This window comes from Lacrimispora indolis DSM 755 (assembly GCF_000526995.1).
GTDB lineage: Bacteria > Bacillota > Clostridia > Lachnospirales > Lachnospiraceae > Lacrimispora > Lacrimispora indolis.
The window spans coordinates 175904-199489 of record NZ_AZUI01000001.1; the positions used below are offsets into that span (position 1 = coordinate 175904).

19 protein-coding genes are annotated in these 23586 nt (G+C 44.8%); 2 read left to right on the forward strand and 17 right to left on the reverse strand.

Annotated elements, in window-relative coordinates:
• Positions 1-90 precede the first annotated feature (90 nt).
• Complete coding sequence (locus K401_RS0100890; RefSeq protein ID WP_024291197.1) at positions 91-723, forward strand: HAD family hydrolase; 633 nt, start codon at positions 91-93, stop codon at positions 721-723.
• A gap of 165 nt (positions 724-888) precedes the next feature.
• Here the strand turns inward: K401_RS0100890 and K401_RS0100895 are convergent, their stop codons facing one another.
• From K401_RS0100895 to K401_RS0100940, 10 genes are all read right to left on the reverse strand, one after another.
• On the reverse strand, positions 889-1119 hold the full coding sequence (locus tag K401_RS0100895; RefSeq protein WP_024291198.1) for a helix-turn-helix domain-containing protein: 231 nt from the start codon (positions 1117-1119) through the stop codon (positions 889-891).
• Positions 1120-1128: 9 nt separating this feature from the next.
• Complete coding sequence (locus tag K401_RS0100900) at positions 1129-1617, reverse strand: DUF2975 domain-containing protein (protein ID WP_024291199.1); 489 nt, start codon at positions 1615-1617, stop codon at positions 1129-1131.
• Positions 1618-2023: 406 nt separating this feature from the next.
• Positions 2024-3313, reverse strand: coding sequence for an IS30 family transposase (locus K401_RS0100905; protein WP_027352231.1), 1290 nt, complete (start codon positions 3311-3313; stop codon positions 2024-2026).
• A gap of 272 nt (positions 3314-3585) precedes the next feature.
• A complete protein-coding gene (locus tag K401_RS0100910; RefSeq protein WP_024291201.1) occupies positions 3586-5124 on the reverse strand; it encodes a response regulator transcription factor in 1539 nt (512 codons plus the stop codon).
• Positions 5099-6955 carry a sensor histidine kinase gene (locus K401_RS0100915; protein ID WP_024291202.1) on the reverse strand — a complete coding sequence of 619 codons (1857 nt, stop codon included), beginning with the start codon at positions 6953-6955 and terminating at the stop codon, positions 5099-5101. The genes K401_RS0100910 and K401_RS0100915 overlap by 26 nt, the downstream gene beginning before the upstream one ends.
• 137 nt (positions 6956-7092) lie before the next feature.
• Positions 7093-7947 carry a carbohydrate ABC transporter permease gene (locus tag K401_RS0100920; RefSeq protein ID WP_024291203.1) on the reverse strand — a complete coding sequence of 285 codons (855 nt, stop codon included), beginning with the start codon at positions 7945-7947 and terminating at the stop codon, positions 7093-7095.
• Positions 7947-8837 carry a carbohydrate ABC transporter permease gene (locus K401_RS0100925; protein WP_051153102.1) on the reverse strand — a complete coding sequence of 297 codons (891 nt, stop codon included), beginning with the start codon at positions 8835-8837 and terminating at the stop codon, positions 7947-7949. Before K401_RS0100925 ends, K401_RS0100920 begins: the two co-directional genes overlap by 1 nt.
• Before the next feature lie 88 nt (positions 8838-8925).
• Positions 8926-10305 (reverse strand): ABC transporter substrate-binding protein, encoded by a 1380-nt coding sequence (locus K401_RS0100930; RefSeq protein WP_024291205.1) that lies wholly within the window; start codon positions 10303-10305, stop codon positions 8926-8928.
• A 101-nt stretch (positions 10306-10406) separates the two neighbouring features.
• A complete protein-coding gene (locus K401_RS0100935) occupies positions 10407-12050 on the reverse strand; it encodes a glycoside hydrolase family 43 protein (RefSeq protein ID WP_024291206.1) in 1644 nt (547 codons plus the stop codon).
• Positions 12051-12064: 14 nt separating this feature from the next.
• On the reverse strand, positions 12065-14140 hold the full coding sequence (locus tag K401_RS0100940) for a TIM-barrel domain-containing protein (RefSeq protein WP_024291207.1): 2076 nt from the start codon (positions 14138-14140) through the stop codon (positions 12065-12067).
• 172 nt (positions 14141-14312) lie between these two features.
• Between K401_RS0100940 and K401_RS0100945 the strand changes: the two genes are divergently transcribed.
• Positions 14313-15110, forward strand: coding sequence for a helix-turn-helix transcriptional regulator (locus K401_RS0100945; RefSeq protein ID WP_024291208.1), 798 nt, complete (start codon positions 14313-14315; stop codon positions 15108-15110).
• On the opposite strand, the gene K401_RS0100950 is transcribed toward K401_RS0100945, so the two are convergent.
• The 7 genes from K401_RS0100950 to K401_RS0100980 all read right to left on the reverse strand — a co-directional run bounded on the left by K401_RS0100950 (position 15102) and on the right by K401_RS0100980 (position 23451).
• Positions 15102-16259 (reverse strand): glycoside hydrolase family 88 protein, encoded by a 1158-nt coding sequence (locus K401_RS0100950; RefSeq protein ID WP_024291209.1) that lies wholly within the window; start codon positions 16257-16259, stop codon positions 15102-15104. The genes K401_RS0100945 and K401_RS0100950 overlap by 9 nt on opposite strands.
• 310 nt (positions 16260-16569) lie before the next feature.
• Positions 16570-17553 carry an aldo/keto reductase gene (locus tag K401_RS0100955; RefSeq protein ID WP_024291210.1) on the reverse strand — a complete coding sequence of 328 codons (984 nt, stop codon included), beginning with the start codon at positions 17551-17553 and terminating at the stop codon, positions 16570-16572.
• Between the two features lie 18 nt (positions 17554-17571).
• Positions 17572-18522 carry an ABC transporter permease gene (locus K401_RS0100960; protein ID WP_024291211.1) on the reverse strand — a complete coding sequence of 317 codons (951 nt, stop codon included), beginning with the start codon at positions 18520-18522 and terminating at the stop codon, positions 17572-17574.
• Positions 18523-18527: 5 nt separating this feature from the next.
• On the reverse strand, positions 18528-20039 hold the full coding sequence (locus K401_RS0100965) for a sugar ABC transporter ATP-binding protein (protein ID WP_024291212.1): 1512 nt from the start codon (positions 20037-20039) through the stop codon (positions 18528-18530).
• A gap of 38 nt (positions 20040-20077) precedes the next feature.
• A complete protein-coding gene (locus tag K401_RS0100970) occupies positions 20078-21151 on the reverse strand; it encodes an ABC transporter substrate-binding protein (protein ID WP_024291213.1) in 1074 nt (357 codons plus the stop codon).
• A gap of 121 nt (positions 21152-21272) precedes the next feature.
• Positions 21273-22292: a LacI family DNA-binding transcriptional regulator gene (locus tag K401_RS0100975; protein ID WP_024291214.1), complete on the reverse strand. Its 1020-nt coding sequence runs from the start codon at positions 22290-22292 to the stop codon at positions 21273-21275.
• 367 nt (positions 22293-22659) lie between these two features.
• Positions 22660-23451 carry a M15 family metallopeptidase gene (locus K401_RS0100980; protein WP_027352230.1) on the reverse strand — a complete coding sequence of 264 codons (792 nt, stop codon included), beginning with the start codon at positions 23449-23451 and terminating at the stop codon, positions 22660-22662.
• Between the last annotated feature and the right edge of the window lie 135 nt (positions 23452-23586).

Genomic DNA, 23586 nt, shown 5'->3' on the forward strand with positions numbered 1-23586 from the left:
ATTTTTCAATTTTACCGCCATATATTGACCAAAATCATATCTTTTATTATTATAATCTTAACAAAGAAAAAAAGAAAGGGGAATGTGATCATGGATATAAAACATATAATTTTTGATTTGGATGGAACGCTGTGGAATACCACTGAACTATCTGCCATGGCCTATAACCGGGCGCTCCAGAAAGACGGCAGAAGCGCTCTCCACATCACACCGGATGTGATTAAGCAGGAATTTGGCAAAACCATCAGTACCATTGCTGATGAACTGTTTCCTGAGTTTGATAAAGATACCAGAAATGAGCTTATGGATCAATGCGACTGCTTTAATACTGTCTGTCTGGATGAGGCAGACTGTGACATGCTGTATCCCGGAGTCAGAGAAGCCCTTGAACAATTGTCGCAATATTGCCGTCTCTACATTGTCAGCAACTGTCAATCCGGCTATATTGAAATGTTTTTAAAAAAGTATGGCCTGGAACCGTATATCACTGATATAGAGTGTTTTGGCAATAATGGGAAAAACAAGGCGGAAAATATCAGCCTTCTCATGGAACGTAATGGAATACAAAAAGCCGTTTATGTAGGTGATACAGCCGGTGATTACGATTCCGCAACCATGGCAGGCATTCCTTTTATCTTTGCCTCCTATGGATACGGCAATATTAAGCAAAGTGCCCATTCTATCAGCCATATTTCGGAATTGGTGGATTTTGTTGCGCAGTAGCTGCTTCCGGTACAGCGAAAACGGCAAAAACGACGGTTTCAACAACCGTCGTTTGTTATATTTTCTATTATTGGCCCGCAAGAAACCATATGCCAACTAGCGGCCTTTTTTTATGCATGACAGGCAGAAAAAAGCTTTTATAACAGGAGGCGGAAATATCTGCTTTCAGTCAATTTCAGCCTGCGATATCTCAGACTTTTTATATTCTAACAAATCTCCCGGTTGACAGTCCAAAGCTTCGCAAATTCCTTCTAAGGTTGATAATCGGATCGCTTTTACTTTACCATTTTTGAGCAGGGAAAGATTTGCCAATGTTATCCCAACTCTTTCAGATAGTTCTGTTACACTCATTTTTCTTTTTGCCAGCATCACATCAATATTTATTATAATCGCCATGTACTCACCTCAAACCGTAAAATCATTTTCTGACTTTATCTCTAAAGCTTCTTGCAGGAGCCTTTGAAGAACAGCCACAAAGGTTGCAACTACAAGGGGGATTGAAGCAATGGCAAACCCGATAATTACGAGGCCGGGGGCATCTTCGATTTGAGCCTCAGCATATACGACCGGCATACCGGATAAGTATAAAAGGACAGTCATCATTATTCCCGATATTTTCATGTTTTTTAATGATTTTATAGATAACTCAGAAAAAACCTCTCCCTTGTCAATATAGCCGATCAGCCTTATGGCCTGGTATAATGCAACGAGAAAAATTATCATTGTTACGTACATGCATATGAGGAATGGATACTTGAGAAATGCCCATTCCGGCATTATTACCGCCATTTCATTTGCAAACAAAGGGAGCAGAAATACGCAAAAAGCAAGTGCAGCAATTCCGATAAAACCTATCACCATCTTTAGAAAAATTGTTGGAATCCGTTGTTTCATAAAATCACCTCTACTATTTATTGACAATTTGATTATAGCACAATTTTATCGTTTGTCAATAAATAAATATCGAAATTTTACAATTATTTTTTGTAAAACAATCCAGGAAGCAGATATAGCACTCAAATGCAAGATGAGATGCCACTTTGTAATTCGAAAAGCCATCTTTGTAAATGACAATTGAATATTTGTAACCGAAAAGCCACTTTTGTACTCGAAATGCATGCTTTGTAAACCAGAAGACACCTTTGTGACTGAAATGCAGTTTGATTTTTTGCTTTTATTGTTGTATGATAATAAAAATGCGTATGCCTAAGGGAGGTCAATTCCCTCTCGATTTTTTTGTAATCGGAGAATCCACCCCTAATTCCTTAGACAGATTAGACGTTGGCGGCATGCAAATTTATTATTTTTTGAGTAGAACAGGTTTTAGCATGATGTCTCCGGGGGCAACCGGATTACATCCAAGTTTTAGTAAAACCTCTTCTCCATGATAAAAGCTGAAGGTTTCGTAGGGACTACGATTGTTCAGCTTTTTTCTTTTATAAGAATTAATGTGATTCATCATCAAGCTGATATCATCCTGTGTAAGATTGTTAAAGCTTGTTCCTTTGGGAAGGACTCTGCGTATCAGTTCATGATTTACTTCGATCGCACCCTTTTGGTATGGACTTCCAGCATCACAATAAAATACTCTGGTCCTTAAGCCGGAGAAAAGGTCTGGTCCATACTCAATTGCTTTCGGATTTGAGAATTCACTTCCATTGTCGGTCAGAATCACTGGAAACAGCTTTTTAAACAGCTCATGCTCCAGTGTCTGATGCAGGTTATCAAAAATAACGGTTACTGATTTTGAAGTATTCGCATCACGTAAAAAAGCAAGCATAAAGCTGCACTCCACAAAGTGGAGGGTAAGAAGGCATTTGCCTCCTTTTTCTCCGATGACAGAGTCCATTTGTACAAGGTTCGCGTCAGGAGATTTCTCAAGGAACTCACAGAAATTTTTATAATTGCGGTTGATCCGGCAGCCTTTATCAACTTTGAATTCCGGCTTTTTGTATCGCTCTCGGAACTTTACTTTCCTTGGCAAATCAATGTTTCTAATGTCAAACAAACATGCATCAATGTAGTTATAGATTGTCTTTTCACTGCACATCAGTTCATCCTGATGATTGATATAGATCTGGTTGACCGATTGTCCCTGTTCCACGAGAGGCGTAATGATATGATTGAGTCTGCTAATTTCCCCTTCTGAAACACAAAGACCGCTCCTTGAGGCAGAAATCTTCTCATGTGCGTGGATGTGAGCATGCTCTGCATCATAAACAGTTTTCAGAAGAGTGCACTTACCAATGGTTTGGCAACCATTGCAGACATAGGGTGCCCGAAATCTTGCCATACAGATTTCTTCAAGGAAGTCTGTGCAATTCGCATTACAGGACTGGCACAGCTTACAGTAGCTATCTGATTTACGAGTACATTCTTTTCCACAGATTTTTTTCTTCCGGCAATTGAATCTGCTTTTACAGGCATTGAAAGGAAACCCGGGATAACCAGTGGCAATGTGCGAGCTGTATTTACGCACTTCTCTGGAGATGGTAGTTGGATTTTTATCCATGCGGCGTGCGATCTCCATAAATGACAAAGAATCTTTAAGATATTTTTGCAGGCTGAGCCTGTCTTCGTAAGTAAAAATTTAGACATCCAATATCCTCCGTTCTGCCGCCAACTCTTTTAGGATATAGGAATCAAGCAATCTAAGGAAACGGAAAAGACTGGTAATCTCAACATTCAATGAAAGAACATCAATCATTTTTGTAAGCCAGAATGCAACCTTCTGGTATCTATATCTAATTTATAAATTTTATCTCAATCTGGAATCGGAAGGGTTGCATTTCGATTTACAATTGAGCATAGCCATACACTGCACATGATTTGTATAATATTCCAACGTGCGTTTTCTTTCAATCAAGCACGAAAATCCCCCTTCTCCCGGATTCTTTTCCGGTAAGAGGTGGGCGTTTCCCCATAAAAGCGATGGAACAGCTCCGCAAAAGCACGGTGATCCCGAAACCCTGTTTCCCGGGCGATTTCCGCTGTCTTTTTATCAGTGGAAACCAGCAGGGATACTCCGTGTTTCATTCGAACCTTATTTAAATAATCCTTAAAGTTTTCCCCTGAACTCTTTTTAAAGAAACTGCTGAAATAATAGGGGTTCATGTGAACCTCACCCGCCAGCACCTCCAGTGTCAAATTCTCCATGTAATGCTTTTCGATATATTCCCTGGCATGAATGATATCCTTTTTATCTCCCCTTGCCACGGCCTGCCTGATCTCCTCTTTGTATTGGATGAAATACTGCAAAAACTGTTCCGCCAGTTCCCCGTATCCAACGGTCTTTCTTGACAAATCCAGGATTTCTTTAAAATCCAGTTCAGGCCCCTTAATTCCAAGGGTGTCAAACCGTTCTTCCAGAATACGGATGGTGCTGGCATAGTGAAAACAGGCATCCTCCTTTCTCCCATCCGCCGCAATGCTGACCAGCCGTTTGAACTGTTCACAGGCCATCGTAAATCCTTTTTCATCCTGCGCAACCATGGCATCCATCAGCTTCGCTCTGCCTTCCCGGATATCCTCTAAGGACACCTTCTTTTTAAAAACAGGACCTCCCCACCGGAAAACCGGGATGTGAAACTGGCCTGCAAAATAGAAATAGCCCTCCATGGAAAGGCACTTTTCATAAGCCGCCGGAATTTCTCCCATGGAATCCACCGGTTCTCCCACAATGAAAGCCAGTCTGCATTTCATGGCCTGGTCCGCCTCTTCCATGATCTCCCAAAGAAGATCTCCGATCTGGCACTGATCCGGATTTTTTATGACCATTACCATATTCCGGTTTTTGACAAATACAATTCCCTGGTTTCTTTCCATAAGGAAATCCTCCAGAAAGCTGATTGCGGAAAACCGGATCAGCTTCTGCTCCTGAAGGCTTACGGACCTATCACAAACCACCTCCGCTACCACCGGAAGGTATTTGCATTCCTCCACTTCCACCAGCTTGTTGTAGGAAGGAGAGGGAAATTCCATCTGCTCATCCCCTTTTCCTTCCTCTGTCTTAAACAAAAGGGTATCCCTTTTCATGCTGATCAGGCATTTTTCAATGGTGTTTACCAGTTCATCTTTAATAATCGGCTTTAAAAGGTAGTCCACCGCCCCATAGGTAAGCGCATCCTTTGCATACTGAAAATCCTGGAAACCGCTGATAAAAATCACCCTGGTACTGATTCCTAACTGTTTTAACTCTTTTAAAATATCAATTCCGCTTTTTTTCGGCATATGGATATCCAGAAGAGCCATGTCCGGCTGCTCTCTTATAATTCCGTCAAGAGCTGCCTTTCCGTCCTCGTATTCCCCTGTTATTTCTATTCCAAGCCCTTTCCAGTCCACCAGTTTTTTAATCCCCTTTGTGATCACCGGTTCATCATCTGCCAGAATCATTCGAAACATCTTCTTCCTCCCCCTTCTTCCATGGCATAATGATTCTCACCATGGTACCAACCGACGGTGTGCTCGTCACTTCAATCCCATATCCTTCCCCAAATAAATACCGGATGCGGTCATGAACGTTCTTTAATCCGATACTCTGCCAGTTGTGCTCATTTTTGATTCCCGGTTCATTTCCAAGAAGAAGAGTCCGAAGTCTCATAAGAGCGTCTTCATCCATTCCCACTCCATTGTCCATGACCGATATTTCCAGCAGGCCTTCCGAAAGCTCTGCGCTGATCAATACGTTTCCGCTTCCATCCTTTGGTTTGATCCCATGGACAAAGGCATTTTCCACTATGGGCTGAAGAATCAGCTTGGGAACTCCCTGCCCGCCGAGTCCGTTTAATTCCACCACCAGCTTCACCTTTCCCTTGATCCGGCAGTTCAGCAGATAAACATATTTACGGATGATATCCACTTCCTGCTCCAAAGGCACCATATCCTGCATGGGGCCGATCATGTAGCGGATCTGGGTGGACAAAGCCTCGATCATTTCGGAAACCACAGAATCTTCCTGTTCAAGAGCCGTCATCCGGATCACTTCCAGGGTGTTGTATAAAAAGTGAGGATATATCTGGGATTTTAAGGCTGTCATCTCCGCTTCCGCCTGTTTCATATGGGCAACATAAGACTGATTAATGTAATTTTCCAGTTCCTTTGACATCTGGTTGAACCGTTTGGATAAGATCCCGATTTCATCTCCCGAAGTCACGGGAAGCTCTACTTTAAAGTTACCGGTTTCAATCTCCGACATCCGGTCCATCATATGATAGATGGGCTTGGTTAAGCGTCTGGAAAACCAGAGAGAGCCGCACATCAGCGCAGCAAGAGAGATACCAAGAAAAAGATACATCATGTGCTGCATCTGCCTCAGCTTCTGGTATACGGTTCTTGTTTTCATGGTGATGATCACCTGTAAGCCGTAGGAATTATAGTCCGTTTCAATGACAAACTTTTCTTCCGTTTCTTTTAATATCCCCTTTTTCTTTGAAAGATCCGTACCGATTAAGTCTGCATCGCTGCTGTAATAGCAGTTAAAATCCCGGTCACATACAAAAACACTGTCTTCCGGATTCAGATTGATGTTCCGGAACGCTTCCTCAAGCCTTGACACAGACACATCAAGGAACAGGGTTCCCACATAATGGTAATTTCCCACCACCCCTGTTAAGTCAAAGTAGTTTCTGGCAACGGTAAATACCTGTTCATCATGCATGGGGAAATAATCATTTTTATGAGAGGGAATCAGAAGGAACTTCTTGCTGTTTTTATCCAGGCTGCCAAATCCCATCCTCTCGTTAAAAACAGTTTCATCTTTGGGATTTTGAAGGCCTGTTCTGGATTTATGGAAGGGCAGAATATTACCGTCTAAATCCCTGGCAATGAAATGGGTTCCTGTAATAGAATTATCCACTGCCTGGACATTGCTTAAGAATATCCGCATATTATTCCTTCTGATCTCTTCCACCTTTTCAGGCTCAACTCCGATCCCATAAATGATCTGGCGCAGATTGTCAAAGGACATGTAATTAAATTCAAACTGTCCTTCACTGGAATAATTATAATAATAAGGCATTTTGGCGATTCCGTTATAGGTTTCAAACATATCCCCAATGGAATCATTTACATAGCCCGCCGCCTGTTCATAGTTGTTCCGAAGGGATTCTCCGTATTCCCGGAACATCCGGTTCATGATCACGGTGGATAAAATAAGCATGGGAAGCAGGCCAAGCAAAAGGATGACCATGCTGAATTTCTGGTATAAATTTAGCTTTTTATTCCATATCTTCATGTTCCACCTCTTATTCTTACAATGCGCCAAAATCGAAGGCATGGAATTCCACACCTTCGATCCGCCGGATTTTATACCACCAGTTTATCACGGAAAATTTTGTTTTACAATTTATTACACTTTTGCCTTGCAGAAACTCAGCCCTTTGCAGCCCCAGCGGTGATCCCCTTTACAAAATATTTCTGCAGCATGATAAAGATAATCAGCGCAGGTACGATGGAGCAAACCGTTCCTGCAAAAACAATATCCCATCTTGCCGTATACTGCCCCACAAAGGAATACACTTCAACGGTTATGGTTTTCGCCTTGTCAGAAGGAAGTGCCAGATAAGGCATTAAAAAGTCGTTCCAGATCCCCAGCCCGTTTAATACCACCATGGAAGCCGTACATGGCCCGAGGAGCGGAAAAGTGACCTGCCAGAAGGTCTGAAAAGGACTGCAGCCGTCAATCTCGGCAGCTTCTTCGATCTCTAAAGGTACTCCTTTTAAAAAGCTGCAGTACAAAAGACTTCCAAATGCCACGGAACCGGATAAGTAGCAGACAACAGGGCCTGCCAGAGTGCCAAATATACCGAACATTTTCATCTCCTTAAAGAGAGGGAACATATAAAGATGAAAAGGGATCATCATTCCGGCCAGAAAATACATGTAAATCAGCTTTGTCACCCTGGTCTGCCGCCGCTCCATGGCATAGGCCGCCATGGGGACGATGCATACAATCAATACCTCCGAAACCACTGTCAGGATCACACTGTGTTTAATAGCCGTGAGAAAATCAGACTGGGCAAATAAGTCCTGAAAATTTTTCAAATAGAGGGTGGCCGGAAGGGACATGGGGTTTTTTAAGATCTCGCCATTGCTTTTAAATGCAGAGATCAAGGCAAAGAAAACAGGTGCTAAAAAAAGCGCTGCCAAAATCACGGTAACAGCCAGTAAAACATAAGGCGCCGGTTTTTGCTTCTTTCTGCCAGATAAGACACTTGCTTCTCTCACTACAGCTGCACCTCCCTTTTCTTCAGGATGGATTGCTGGATCGCATTTAAAATCAGTATGAGGAATAAAAGAACAATTCCTACTGCGGTTCCAAAGCCCTGCCGTCCTTCGTTAAAGCCTACTTTATAGAGAAGGTATACGATAGTTTCCGTGGTAAAGCCGGGACCTCCGTCTGTCATCACGGAAATCTGGTCAAATACCTTTAAGCCGTTAATAAGGGAAAGGGTAAAATTAATGGTAAATGCTCCCGAAATAAGGGGAAGGGTAATGGCCCGGAACCGCTGCATGGGAGAGGCTCCGTCAATGGCCGCGGCCTCCACAACGTCTGTCGGCACGCTCTGTAAGGACGCAAGATAGATGATCATATAATACCCGGCGCCCTTCCATACCAGTACCACACCTACCATGATCAGTGCCAGACCCGGATTTCCCAGCCAGTCCCTGGTAAACTGCCCCATACCCATCTCCTTTAATATGGTGTTGACTGCGCCGAAATTATAATTGTACATGATCTTCCATATAAAACCGGATACGATGCCGCTGATCAGGACCGGCACATAAAAGGCGCTGCGGAAAAAGTTTTTCCCCCATTTCACATGATCCACGATCAATGCCAGCATAAGTGCCATGGCATTTTCAAGCACCGAGATAAAAGCAGTCAGCAAAATGGTGTTTTTCAGGGCATTTCCAAAACGGGCACTGGTGAATATCTCCTTATAATTAGACAGCCCCACAAAATGAACCACCGGATTCAAGCCATCCCATGAAGTAAAGCTGTAATAGACACTTGCGATGGTCGGTGCAATGATAAACAGGGTAAAGAACAAAAACGCCGGTGCAATAAAGCTCACCGTTACAAAGTCCATCCCGGATTTCTTCTTCCTTATCATCTTTTTCATCTCCTTTCCTGTAGTCACTTCTTTTATAAAGGGCTGTTCCAAAAACTTTGCGTTTTTGAAACAGCCCCATTCTCACTGATTACTTGGCGTCTTTCACAGGATTAAAGCTCTGCATCGCCACCTGCCAGGTTTTATTCAATTCCTCACATGCGGAAGGGATGTCGCGCTGTCCTTGAATCACTTCAATGGTTGTTTTGTACATAAAGTTTCTGAAATCAGGAGGAAGCTCGTTATCTCCGATGCGTCCGTTCCACATCACGCTTAAATCATCTGCCGAATTGGTCGCGTCAATGACTTCCATCATAACAGGCGCCGCATCAAGCTCGGGGATTGCCTTTGTGGAGGGAATGGCATTCAGCTTATCACAGTAAACCTTGTAATTTTCCGGCTGGTAAAAGAAACGGATAAATTCTTCTGCCGCAGCCTTTTTATTAGGATCCTTAGCCGATTCCGCAGAAATCGCAAGTCCTCCTGCTCCGCCTCCGCCTACCAGACGGGTTTTTCCGTCGGGGCTGGGAACCGGGAACCAGCCGGTTTCAAAATCAGGATCAGCAGCCGTGATCTGGGAAAACATATGGGTGCCGGAATACATCATGGCAGACATATTGCTCACCAGAAATGTGGTGATCTGCGCATCAGGAGTTGACACCCATCCGTCCTGTGCGTACTGGAATATCTTCTGGAGTTCTTCAAAGGTTGCCCCAATGGCTGGATCTGAAAAATTCTTTGTACCTTCATAGCAGTGTTTGATGAAGTCCTGATCCTGGCTTAATACCTGATCATTATACGCTTTATAGAACCAGAAGCCTATGTGCCAGATGTCCTGGCCGCCGATCACCAGGGGAGACATATCCCCTTTGTCTTTGATCCTCTGGCAAAGCTCCAGAAATTCATCATATGTTTTCGGCTCCGCAAATCCGTTTTCATCAAAATACTTTTTGTTATAAATAATTCCCTGAGTATTTTCTCCTGCAAGGGGAGCCGTATAGGTTTTACCGTCAAAAGTTACCGTACTCTTAAACAGAGACACAATCGTCTCCGGGAGAGGTTCCAGCATTCCTGCACGCACATACACCGGAGTATCCCTCATTTCCATAACATCCGGAAATTCTCCCACACTTTCCTTTGTCTTTAAAAACTCACTGTAAGCCCCGCCGTTTCCTGGCTGAATTTTCACGGTAATATCCGGATAAGCTTTATTAAACCGGTTTACCGTTTCATTCATGGATGCCTTGGCTCCCTCGTCTCCGTCTGCGAAAATGAACGTCAGCTCTGTCGGCGCCGTAACGATGGAAGCCTTCTGGTCTGCCTCTGAAGATGCTGCCTCTGTTTTTACTTCGCCCTGGGGTGCCGCAGTATCTGCCCCAGCGGTACCGGAAGCAGAATTCCCGCTGCACCCGGCCAGCATGGTCCCCGCCATACAGGCACATAATATGGATGCAATTATTTGTTTCCTCATAGCTTTCTCCTCCTTGTTTTCCGTTCCTGTTTCTTACTCCCTTACTATATCAGGAACGGAATGGATGGAAAACATGATTTTTTAAGATGTTAGTACGGTTTTTATAGATGATTGCAGGTTTTATATTCAAACCAGTCAAAATCAGCATATTTTCGGAATCCGGTTAAGTCCTGGCAGCAGATCCCTGCCATAGCGCCGGTAAACCAGCCTTCCCGGCATGCTTCATCAGAAAGAATGGAAACATCTAAAACAGGGCCAATGGCCGTCCACTGCTCCTCTCCATATCCCCAATAAAACTGCAGTCTTTCCTTGTGGACCTCTGCCTTTAAAAATATCTCCCTGTCTTTTTCAATGGGCATGAATCCCACCGGGTATTGGTATTTTTTATTCTCAGCCGTCAGAATGCTGATGCATTTCCCCAGATCTTCATCAAAGGTCACATGGAGATAAAAATAATTCTGGTCATCATACAGAAGAATGAGCCCTGCCATCTGCTTAAATACCTGGGGTTCAAATTCCATTGATGCTGATACCTGGAAATTAAACTCTGTAAATCGTCTGGCTATCAAGGTCTGGTGATAACGGGAAGCCAGTCCCTCCCTGCCATACATGCGCAGATACCCGGGACGCTCTGTCAGGGAAATGTGGGTCTCATCCATGGGGACTCTCAAAGACTGATATTCCAGGTTAAGGACCGGGCTGTCAAATTCATCCCGTACCAGAGGTTTTATCCAGGTCCAGGAAGGGGGGGCGCCGATATCAAATTCAATATCCGGCAGCGTGGTGTTGTTTGCCAGGCGAAGCCATCCGTCAGCCGTCCATTCCATCCTCTGTATGGCAGTCTCCCTGCCCAGAGGATATCTGCGGCTTCCGGGAAACTTAGGCGCGTCCGGTGCATTCCTCCGTTCCAGCGCCCGCCCGCATAAATGGACCGCGTACCATTCCCCCTGCTCTGTCTCTACCAGATCACAATGACCGGATTTCTGAAGAAGGAAATCAGGATCATGGCGGGCAGTGAGAATGGAACAGGCCTCATCTTCAGAAGAACGGCTGCCGTAAGGAGGCTGGTACATCTCATAAGGCCCCCAAACAGACCGGGACCTTTGTATGGTCTGGCCATGTCCTTCGCCTGTGCCGGTATCTGCGCTAAAGAGATAATACCACCCGGCCCGTTTCAATATGTGGGGGCCTTCCAGAAATATTTTTTCCGCCTGATATATATCCCTTATCTCACCTGTTATCTTCTTTTCTGCCGGATCATATTCCTGCAAAACCAGCCTGCCTTTATATTTAGGGGGAATCCGGTGATCCGTTACCATACTCACGATATATTTTTTTCCGTCATCGTCATGAAACAGGGATGGGTCAAATCCGAAATTATTAAGAGGTACAGGATCGGACCATGGCCCGGAAATATCCTCTGCAGTCACCAGATAATTGGCGGTATCGTACATGTTACAGTAAAAGGCCGTGACAACGGTATAAACCAGATAAAAGGTCCCTTTGTCATAAGTCAGGCAGGGCGCCCAGATTCCCTGGGAAGGCCCTACTCCCCTTAAATCCAGCCTGGAAGGATCGTTTAGGGGATAAGGCATCAGCTCCCAGTGAATCAGATCCTTGGAATGATGGAGGCGTACTCCGGGCCACCATTCAAAGGTGGAAGTGGCAATATAATAATCATCCTCCACCCGGATCATCGACGGATCCGGGTGAAAACCTCTAAGTATGGGATTATTCACTTTCATAGGAACCTTCTTTCTCAGCTGCTTGTGATGGGAATGCCTTCTGCGGACTCATACCGGGAGCTGCCGCCGCCATGCCGTTCCCATGAGATCTTGCCGTTCTCATCTCTTATTATTACAATCTTATCATCACTGTTTTCATCTGAAAAGGTCTGGAAATCTCCTTCATACAAAGGAAATGATGATCTTCCCTTTCCATAAGAACGGACATGGATTTTAAATACCGTATCCTCTCTGACGCACTCCACTGGCTGGGCATAAGGAATCAGAGCCCCGTCCTTTACGTAAACCGGTATCTGGTCATAATCAGCATGAACCTGGTACTCCTGCCCGCCTTTTATCATTTCCCCGGTAAAGAAATCATGCCATATTCCATCCGGAAGCCAGACCTTCCGAATGGTTCCGTCTTTTATGGTAAGAGGGCATATCATAAGACTTTCTCCAAACAGATACTGGTCGTCAAGGACTGCTGCCCGGGAATCTTCCGGAAAATCCAAAACCACCGCTCTGACAGGAGGAATCCCTTCCCTGTGATAGGTCATAAATGCACTGTAAAGGTAAGGGAGCAGGCTCATGCGCAGGTTTAAATAGCCTCTGCAAACCTCCGTATAATACTCCCAGCGGTCCATTTTTTCCCCATTTAAATTCTTTTCCACGTCAACCTGATTCCAGAGAGGGCTTGGAATCCTCCAGCAGTTAAGAAGGGCCTGGGCTGAGAATACTACAGTTTCCACTCTTCGCAAAAGGTCCTCCGGATTCTCACAGCTTCGCACCTCAGGGGACCAGAGCATCCCGCAAAATCCAGAGGTCACCATTCCTCTGATAAAATCCCTGTGATCGTAAAGATCAGAGTACAGGACAAAAGGAAGGGGGGCACTTAAGGCTCCTGAGGATCTTGTCTGGGAAAGGGTCCGCAGATTCTTTTTTTGAAATAGTTCAAGAATCATGGTCTGATAGAGAAAACCGATCCCATTGTGCATCTGCTCTCCGTCCATGCCTGACGGAAACCGGGAGGAATCCGGGAATGACCAGTTGGACGGGTTATAATCCGAATTATCGCATTCATCAAGCTTAAAACCAAGGATCCCCTTATCCACCAGCTCCCGCTCATGGTAGCCGCCGAATATTTCACGGGCCTCCTTCATGGCAAAGTCCGGAACAAGGCCATTCCACACCTCGTAATCGCCGCTGAATGGCAGAAGCTTTTCATAAATTTCCGATGCCGGATATACAAAAGCATGTTCCCAGCAATTTGGCTTATAGCCCAGATCCGCCAGCTGACTGATCATCCGGTCAGGCTCAGGAAACAGGGATGACCATGCATAGGTGCAGGAATAGCTGTGTGACTGCCAGCCTGGTTCAAGTCCCAGCACATCTACAGGGATCCCGTCTTTCCGCAGCCCGCCTGCTATGTCAAGGATTTTTTCCTGGTTGCTTCCCCCATAGGCCCGGTACCACACCCCAAGCCCCCACATGGGCGGAAGGCATCCCCCTCCGGAAAATAAATTGTAGCGCTGTACCACTTCTAACAGCTCTCCGGCAAAAAGGTACAGGGTAATGCCTTTTACATGGGGAATGTCAATTATGATTGCACGCTTCTCTTTTGCCCGTTTCAATGCATACAGGGCTGATTCCGAAAATTCCTCGTGCTTTTCGTTCACCTCTGCTTTACCGGCTGATGCTCCCTTTGGGGAATTGGTCCCCATATAAAAATCCCCATAGCGGAACGTGTCGGCAAACAGGCCGTACCCGGCAGTGGAAACATAAAAAGGCGCCGGTGCATGGCTTTCTCCCGTATCTCCCGGCGGATCGGAATTCACCCTGATCCTTCTTTTTCTTCCTCCATGGTTCATGCTCTTTAACTGCAGGCCAAAACCATAAATATCCTCATCAGTTTCCATGGGAAGTGTCACCGTGATTCCCCGGACGGTCACTTCAAACCGGATCTCCCTGCAGATATCCGGTGCTTTTCTCCGTACAGGGAGGCTGTGAATTGCCTCCGTTTTCATAGGTACCATCTGAAAGGATACCGGTGTCTTTTCTTCCGGTTCTCCCAATACCAATTTCCAGATTCCATTTACAATCTGCTCCATATCTGTTTTATGGCTGAGTGTAAACCAGCTGCAGCCATATTCTCCTTTCTGTTCTCCAGGCAGACATTCCCAGTCCGCTTTGCTGCCTGATTCAGTTAAAATTTTAGTTCCGGCTTCCCACCTATGTAAAAAGGCGGTATAATAAGGCTATCTCATGAAAAGGAGCCAGCAGATGATTTCAATCCTGAACTGCGGTTATGAATCAAGACATCAGAAACCCTTTCACATGCTTCGCCCGGAAGGCTCTCCCGACTATACCCTTCTTGTGGTCAAATCCGAAGCCTTTTTTGAATGCGGCCATATTTACAGGAATCTCCCTGCCAATACGGTGATTCTTTATGACAAATATGCTTATGTTCATTACGGCTGCCACACGCCGGATTATAATGATGACTGGATCCACTTTGATCTGGCTGAAGAGGATCTTCCCTTTCTTATGGATTTAAAAATCCCCTTTCAAACCCCGGTAACCTTATCTGATGCAGGGCAGCTTTCCGAATACAGCAGGCTGATTGTAATGGAAAAGCATTCCTCTCACCCTTACCGGGCACAGATCCTGGATTCCCTTATGAGGACTCTCCTTTTCACCCTTTCTTCCCAGATCCATGAAAAACCGGACAAAGCGGCTTCCCATAAATACTACGGGATCATGAACAGCCTTCGGGTATCCATTTTAAATGCCCCTCACAGGAAATGGACCATTGAAACCATGTCCCAGTCAGTTCATATGAGCCCCTCTTACTTTCAGCATCTTTATAAGGAGCTTTTCGGGACCTCCTGCATGCAGGATGTAATATCTGCCCGTTTAAAAAATGCCTGTTTCTATCTGCGGACCACGGAAATGTCCATTCAGTCCCTGGCAGGTTTTTGCGGATATGAAAGTGAATTTCACTTTATGCGGCAGTTTAAGAAATATAAAAACATGACTCCCAGCCAGTACCGCTCCCACTACAGGAACGTATCACCATAGGAAAAAATCCTGGCCTTTCAGCTTAAACAACCCTTCCATGAAAAAGTAATCTCCGTATATAATGGGAAATTCATGTTCCTGGCTGTGGTAGGAACCGGTTCCTTTCTGGAGAATGGAATCATTTTCTTTGGTGAAATCACAGTGATGTTCATACAAAGCCCTTAACAGCCTTTCTGCCGCCTTAAGATACATCTCCTGTTCCAGCTCTCCGGCTTGTCTGCCTATTTCGATCAGACCGCAGGCTGCAATTGCCGCCGCTGTGTCGTCACACCATGCAGGCTTCTTTGGCTGGCGAAAGTCCACCGGGATGATGCCGTCTTCCGGGATGGCTGCCATAAAGTAATGGGCAATCTTTTTTGCAGTATCAAGGTATTCCTGTTTCCCTGTATGACAAAAGCTCATAAGAAATCCGTAAAGTCCCCATGCCTGGCCTCTTGTCCAGGAAGATCCTGTCTCATAGCCCTGTCCTCCGTAATCCCTTACCCGTTCTCCTGTCAAAGGATCAAACTCCACAATATGGCATACCGAGCCGTCTCCCCTCACAAAATGCTCCATAACCGTGTCCGCATGGAGCATGGCAATCTGTTTGAACCTGGGATCTTTTGTTTCTTCACTTGCCCAGTAAAGCAGGGGAATATTAAAAAGACAGTCAATAATCGCCCAGCCTCTTGTATCATCACTGCTTCCCGGTATATCATTCCAGGCCCGTATAAAACGGCCGGCAGGATTAAACCGCCCTGCCAGCAGATTTGCAGCATGAAGCCCTCTTTTTCTGGATTCCTGATTCCCGGTGAGGCGGTAATCTGCCACAGCCGTAGGAAGGTACATAAAGCCCACATCATGATGAAGCCCGTAATAATCCTCAAAACACTGATCCAGCTTTTCCTCTGAAATCCGGGCAATCTCCATATATCGTTCCTCACCTGTCTTATGGTACATCTGCCACATCATTCCGCCCCAAAAACCATTGCACCACCAGTTGATCCCATCATCACCGGCGAATTCACTGCCTTTACTCCTATCGTCATGAACACCGTTTACTGTGGTATAGGGGATTTTATTTTTTGACTTTTCACTGACCCACTCCATCTTTTCCATGACCTGTAAAACAGCCTGGCCGATCCATGGACTTTCCTGTTCTTTACGCATAAGCTTTCTTTCCTTCCCATTTCAGAATATGATATATTTTTGTGCCAATATTGTATAATCCGTTCTCTTTATACCCTAAAGTAATGTGACTTTACAATGTACGTTTCAGTTTAATACTGACCTTTTCTGCTTTTTTATAGCCAGCTCTCATTCAGGCTCAATCAGGCTTCCATGCCGGAAGAAAGGAGTCCGTCAAATCCATAAAAAAAGCAGCAGTCTTTAGAAAATTTCTTTCAAGACCACCGCTCCAGGTTGACACTTCTATATATATATTACTAAAAACATAACTCTGCTGTTTTATGGCATTTCCTTACAAGTTCTCAAATGGTTCCAGTACTATATTAATCTTTGCCATCATTTCATCATCAATATCCCAGGCCGTACATTGAATATTCTGCTCCAGCTGCTCTACCGTAGAAGCTCCTCCAATAATGGAAGTAACCTCCTCTTTCTGTCTCAGCCAGTTCAGTGCAACCTCATTCATTGGTCTTCCATATTCCTCTGCAATCTTCTTGATCTGTTCTGCACCATCAAAATACTGCCGGAACGCCGGCCCCGCCAGCTTGGGATTTGCATTTCTGATATCATTTTCAGAGAAATTTGACCCTGAATGAAATTTCCCGGCCAGCAGACCCTGGAACAATGGGCTGTAGGGCAAAAATGCCTGACCATACTTTCTTACATTGGGCAGTACTTCTTTTTCCGTCTTATATTCCAAAGGAATGCTGTGATAACTGTCTGTATTCCGTTCCAGCATATTGTAAAGGCTCTGCTGGCAATGTACCTCTGTGTATTCCATCATTTTCTCTACATCTGCCTGTGAAAAATTACTCAAACCTACATAACGGATTTTTCCGGCCCTTTTCATTTCTTCCAGGGCTTCCGCCGTCTCCTCCAATGGCACATTGGGATCAGGCCAATGCATCTGATAGATATCCACATGGTCAGTCTGAAGCCTGGTCAATGTCTCATCAATCTCTTTCAGCAGGCTTGCTTTTGAGAGATTATTTGTTGTCTCATGCTTCTCATTCCATAGCAGGCCGCCTTTGGAAGCAATCAGCACCTTATCTCTGTAACCGCCTTCCTTAAGTGCTGCTCCCAGAACCATTTCCGAATGCCCCCAGCCATAAACCGGGGCCACATCGAAGAAATTTACACCCATCTCAATTGCCGCATGAATAATCCGTGATGATTTCCTGTCATCCATGGAATCCCAATCGCCTCCAAAATTCCAGCACCCAATTCCAATTACTGAAATTTTTTCCGCAATTTTTCCAACCTTCTTATATATCATAGCCTTTCCCTCCATCTATCAGCTTTTCCGCATTTTATCGATCACCACTGCAATTGCAATTAACGAGCCTATTATAATTTCCATGATAAACGAATTGATCCCAAGCAATGTTCCGCCCTGACGCAGCGTCGCCATAATCATGGCGCCAAGCACGGTACCAATTACGGAACCTTCTCCGCCATCCAAACTCGCACCGCCCACAACAGAAGCAGCGATTGCATCAAGCTCATATCCAACACCGGAAGTCGGCACCCCATTGCCAAGGCGGGCCGCCATCAGAATGCCTGCAATTCCGCATACAATCGCAGAGAATATATACACTCCATATACCGTTGAGGAAATATTGATTCCGCTTAATCTTGCAGATTCTTTATTACTTCCATAAGCATAGATATTTCTTCCAAACACAGTTCTTCCTGTGATGAATATACCAAGGGTAATAATTGCCAGCCAGGTCAGAAACATATTGGGAATTCCCAATACAGAGCCTGATGCAAATGCCGTAAAGCCCCGGGGAAGGTTGGATATGGTTTTGGCCCCTGTCATCAACAGGATCACATTTCTGACAACCGTCATGGATGCCATGGTGGCAATAAACGGCGGAACTTTTGCATTATGTACCAGGACTCCGTTAAACAATCCAACTAATATACTTGCTCCTATGGCTATCAGGATTGAGACAAGGACCGGGATTCCATTTACCATGCACATGGAAACTACAATTCCTGATAAACCCACGACTGAGCCAACAGACAAGTCAATACCTGAGGACGTAATAACAAAGGTCATTCCGATTGCTATGATCCCATAGATGGAAGCCTGCTTTAACAGCTTCATCAGTGTATCTACTTTTAAAAATACCGGTGATTTCATACCAAAGAACAAAAACAGTGCAACTAAAATTCCCACCAACAGCAGCTCCGTCTGAAAACGGGACAGGAACAGATTTTGTTTTTTCTTTTCCGCCATAGTCTTTATGACTCCTTTCCTTTCATACCAGAAGCATACCGCATGATGTTTTCATCGGTAAACTCTTCACGGGAAATAATTCCCATCTGACGTCCTTCATACATCACCATCATCCTGTTTGCAAGCCCCATTACCTCCGGAAGATAGGAGGATATAATGATTATGGTCTTGCCTTCCTTAATCAGTGATTCGAATACTTTATAGATTTCAAGCTTTGCCCCTACATCAACTCCCACTGTGGGCTCATCAAAGATAAATAACTCACTGTCCTGTGCCAGCCATTTCGATATAACCACCTTCTGCTGATTGCCCCCGGACAGATTCTTAACCCGCTGATAAACCGTAGGTGTCTTTGTTCTGAGTTTATCCGCATACTGCTGGGCAATTCGTTCGCCCTTGCCTTTATTCATGATTCCCAGACGGGTGATTTGATGCACTGCGACCATATTGGTGTTGTCTGCCACCGACATGCCCAGCGCCAGGCCCTGAGCCCTCCTGTCTTCCGGGAGCAGTGCGATTCCGGCCCGAATCCCCTGAACCGGTCTGGTAAAATCTGCCGGCTTTCCCATAAAGGTCACTTTTCCCGAATCTTTGGCATCGGCTCCAAAAATCGCTCTCACAATTTCTGTCCGCCCTGAACCCACCAATCCAAACATGCCAAAGATCTCGCCGCGCTTCACTTCAAAGCTGATATTTTGAAAGGCTGTTCCCCTTGAAATATTTTCTACCTTAAGGATGGTTTCACCCGGTTGTACGTGCTCAATCTGATACATATCATTTACGTTTCTTCCCACCATCATTGATATGAGGCGGTCTTCATCCGTATTTTCCATGTCAACGGTTCCCACAAAGCATCCATCCTTTAAAACAGTTGCCCTGTCACAGATACTGAATATTTCTTCCATACGGTGTGAGATATACAAAACCCCTACGCCATCCTGTTTCAGCTTCTCAATGATTCGGAACAGCTGTTTTGTCTCATCCGCGGTCAGCAATGCCGTCGGTTCATCAAAGATAACCGCCTTTGCCTTCTGATGCATGGTCTTTCCAATTGCAACCATCTCCTGCTGTGCCACTGACAGCGTTCTGATAATTGCTTTTGGGTCTGCATGCACTTCAATAGAGTCCAGTGTTTCTTTTGTTTCTCTATACATGCGGGTATAATCTACGGTACCGAATTTCGTTCTGGGCAGCTGCCCCATAAAGAAGTTCTCAGCTACAGAAAGATGCTGTGCCAGATTCACATCCTGATACACCGCTCCCAAGCCCAATGACTGTGCATGAAAAGGGGACTTGATATCTTTTTTCTCACCGTTTATATAGATTTCTCCCTCTGTCTTGGTATAGACTCCCATGAGTATTTTTATAATTGTGGATTTGCCCGCGCCATTCTCGCCTACCAGTGCATGTACTTCTCCTGGAAGGAGCTCCAGGTCCACGCCGGAAAGAGCGCGTACACCTGGAAACTCCTTTACAATTCCTTTCATGGAGACAATGGGTGTTATTTGTTCCTGCATTTACCAACCTCCATAAATTTCAGACCAATTGACATTTATTATTTACCTGGGTACAGCAGCTTCTGCACTTCCGGCACGTCCAAATTGTCTTTGGTTACCAAAGTCGTAGCCGCTACCACATCATGCTCAACGCTCTTGCCTTTTAACGATACAATGACGGAACGTACCCCTTCATATCCCATTCCGTATGGATCCTGAACAACGATGCCGGTCAATGCTCCGCTTTTAATTGCTTCGATTTCCGTGTCATCGGAATCAAATGCATAAGCAATGATACTTCCGGACTTTTCATTCTGTGCAATGGAATTTGCAATGCCGTCTCCCATGTGGTTATTATCTCCGAAAATTCCAATCAAGTCCTGGTTAGCGAGAATCAGATTGTCTACCGCATCCTGTGCTTTTGCAATATCATTGTCACAATACTGGGTCTCGATCATTGTAATGTCTGGAACCAGTTCTTTCACCTTATCTGCAAATCCCTCACAACGAGCCTGGTTTACGGCAGAACCGGAGTCCGCACTGATCACTGCAACCTTTTTACCAGACGGATCTACTCCTGCTTCTTTCCACTGCTCCACCATTTTCTCTGCAGCAGTAGATGCCGCTGCATAATGGTCAGTTGCCAGATGCTGGGTATAAACATCTGTTGCTAATTTATTGTCAACAGTTACAACCGGTATTCCTGCTGCTACTGCTTCCTCCACCGCCGGAACCGTTGCCTCGGAGCTGATGGAAGCAATGACTATACCATCCGGTTTTGCAGATATGGCATTTTCCAGAATCGTAACCTGCTCATCAATTCCTGTCTCAGATGCAGGACCTGCAGTGGTCACTTCAATCTCTCCATTGCTCTCAGCTGCTGCTGCCTGCGCTCCAAGCAATACCGTCTGCCAATAGGAAGAATCTGTTGCTTTGATAATAACCGTTACTTTATAAGGACCTGATTTTGCCTCTGGTTCTGCTGGTTTTTCACTTTCTGCTGCCGTTGTTGCTGCCGTTGTGGTCGCGGCCTGGGCCGCTTCCGTGGACTTTGTTGATGAACTTCCGCTACATGCAGTCAGCGTTCCTGCCATGGTGACTGCCATCATCATTGCTAAAACTCGTTTCTTCATAATAAATCCCTCTCATTCATAATATAGTTTTATTTATATATCCGGGATGACGTCTCTCCCGTGCATATACGATGTATTTTGAATGTGGAACCGCTCCCACATCTGGTAAAAAAAACAAACTTTACCGGTTTGTTTTTTCCGAGCCATTCAGCTCTAACTTGCAGGGGGCCACCCAAATACTTCTTTGTACATCCGGCTTATTCATCCGTTCCATAAGTAGTTTCATGCTCATGCGCCCCATCTCAATGGTATCCCTGGATACACAGCTGAATGGAAACCCCAGCACATCCAGCATGGGGACATTGTCAATTCCCACAACTGCAATATCACTTCCAATGGTAATACCGCTCTCTATCATGGCTTTAATAAACCCGATACTGGTACGGTTATTGCAGGTAACCATTCCATCAGGCAGTTCTTTGCTTTCTATCATACGTTTGGTCAGAGCATAGGCCGTCTCTATGGTAAAATCCCCTTTCAGCACAAACTGCTCCGGAATCTCCAGTCCATTTGCCGCCATGGCATCCTGATATCCCCGAAACCTCTCCCTGGCTATTTTAAGCTGCATATCACCTTGAATAATTCCGATTTTTGTGCTCCCGGCCTTGATCATGCTTTCCGTTGCAATATAACCGCTCTCATAGTTTTGAAAATAAATCGTATCCCACTGGGAATAATCAAAATCCCTGTCTACCACTACCACCGGTACATCCAGTTTTGCCAAAGCATTCTTTAGCTTATCCACAGACTCTTTATCGCCATACCCCATGGCAGGTGTAATAATCACTCCCCGGACCCGCTGCTGTTCCAGGGCTGATAATGCCTTCAGTTCTTTATCACCATTATTTTGTGTGTCACAATAGATGATAGAAAAACCATTCTGATCAGCCACTTCATTAATTCCCTTTAGAACTTCCCCAAAAAAGGTATTGTCTATCTCAGGGATAACCACACCGATTGTGCTCCCGATCTGTTTGGAAAGACTGACTGCTGCCGCAGACGGCTTATATTGGTGTTCCTGTATAATTTTCTCAATCCTGCGTCTGGTCTCCTCATTTACATAGCCATTATTATTTAAAACTCTGGATACAGTTGATTTCGAAACACCTGCCAGCTCTGCCACTTCATGAATTGTCAGCATATCTTTCTCCTTGCGCTTCTATTTCGGTTATGGTACCGGTCCCTCATATTGTAAATTCATATTAACACAGCACTTTTTATGTGTCAACACCATATTTTCAATATTTTTTGGTTATTTTTTTATTTAATCTATTATTCTCCTTAAAATTCGCTCCACTTGTTCACTAATTTTATGGGAGCGGTATCATAAAATCTGATCTCTGTTGCTGCTGTCGCAGCTTGCCCTCCTTCTCACACAAGTGAGTCACTGCCATAATCACCTCTGGGCAATATGCCGGTTAGCACTGGCGTGTTCTCTGACCGGTCCATATGACTGATGACCGCATGAGCAGTTTGAAGTGAAACGCTGTACTCGGATAATCCTCTTTTCAATTTCTTTCTCTCAAATATTCCTCCAGGCAGAGGTTTTGTTCGTGCATTGTGGCGGCAGCCTTAATTCCTACATAGCGATAATGCCACGGTTCATTGCTGACACCGGTGATTTCTGTTTTATCCGGCGGATAGCGGAGGATAAATCCAAAACGGTAACCGTTTTGTTTCAGCCATTTATAAACTTCACTTCCCTTTGATTTAACCCCATCCGCGTTGATATCCACTGCGATTCCTAACTGATGCTCGCTTGTGCCAGGAATGGCGACCCATGTTTCCGCCTCCGTTTTTGCCTGGGAAGCGGTATATCCTTCTGCTTTATATGCGGCAATTTTCTCATTCATTAAGCTCTGCTGTTTTTCAGCCGTTCGGTATCCTGAAACGACCACGGGATAAACACCGTCAGCTCTTGCTGCATCAAACATCTTCTGAAGTGCTGGGTATATCCGAGTATCAACAGTTTGCCCATTTGATAATTCGGTTAAATCTACGTTATAATCCTCTGGAATCGCATTCCAACGGTTGACTAAAATCAGGCTCCACGAGGTCTCGTCGGTATCACTTTTTTCCATATCGGCTGAACTGACGTTGAAACTGCCCGTCCCAACGGATATCATATGTTCGGGCGAAACTTCTTTTAAGTTCAAACCATTGATGCAGTACCAGAGCAGGCCCATGACCGCTGCCACTGAGATCAGCCTTAATATAATATGGATTTTTCTAATGTGTGAATGTTCTTTCAATCTTCTTTTCCTTTCATAGCCGCTAAAATTATTATTGCAATTAACCATCATAATTAAGTTCTCTCCTTTAAATGACTCGAATGCAGGAAGCTCCTGCTGGTAAATATATTACCAGACAGGAGCTTCCTGCATTTTAATATGGAGTTGTTTAATTCCTAAGAAAAGCCTAATATCCGATTGATA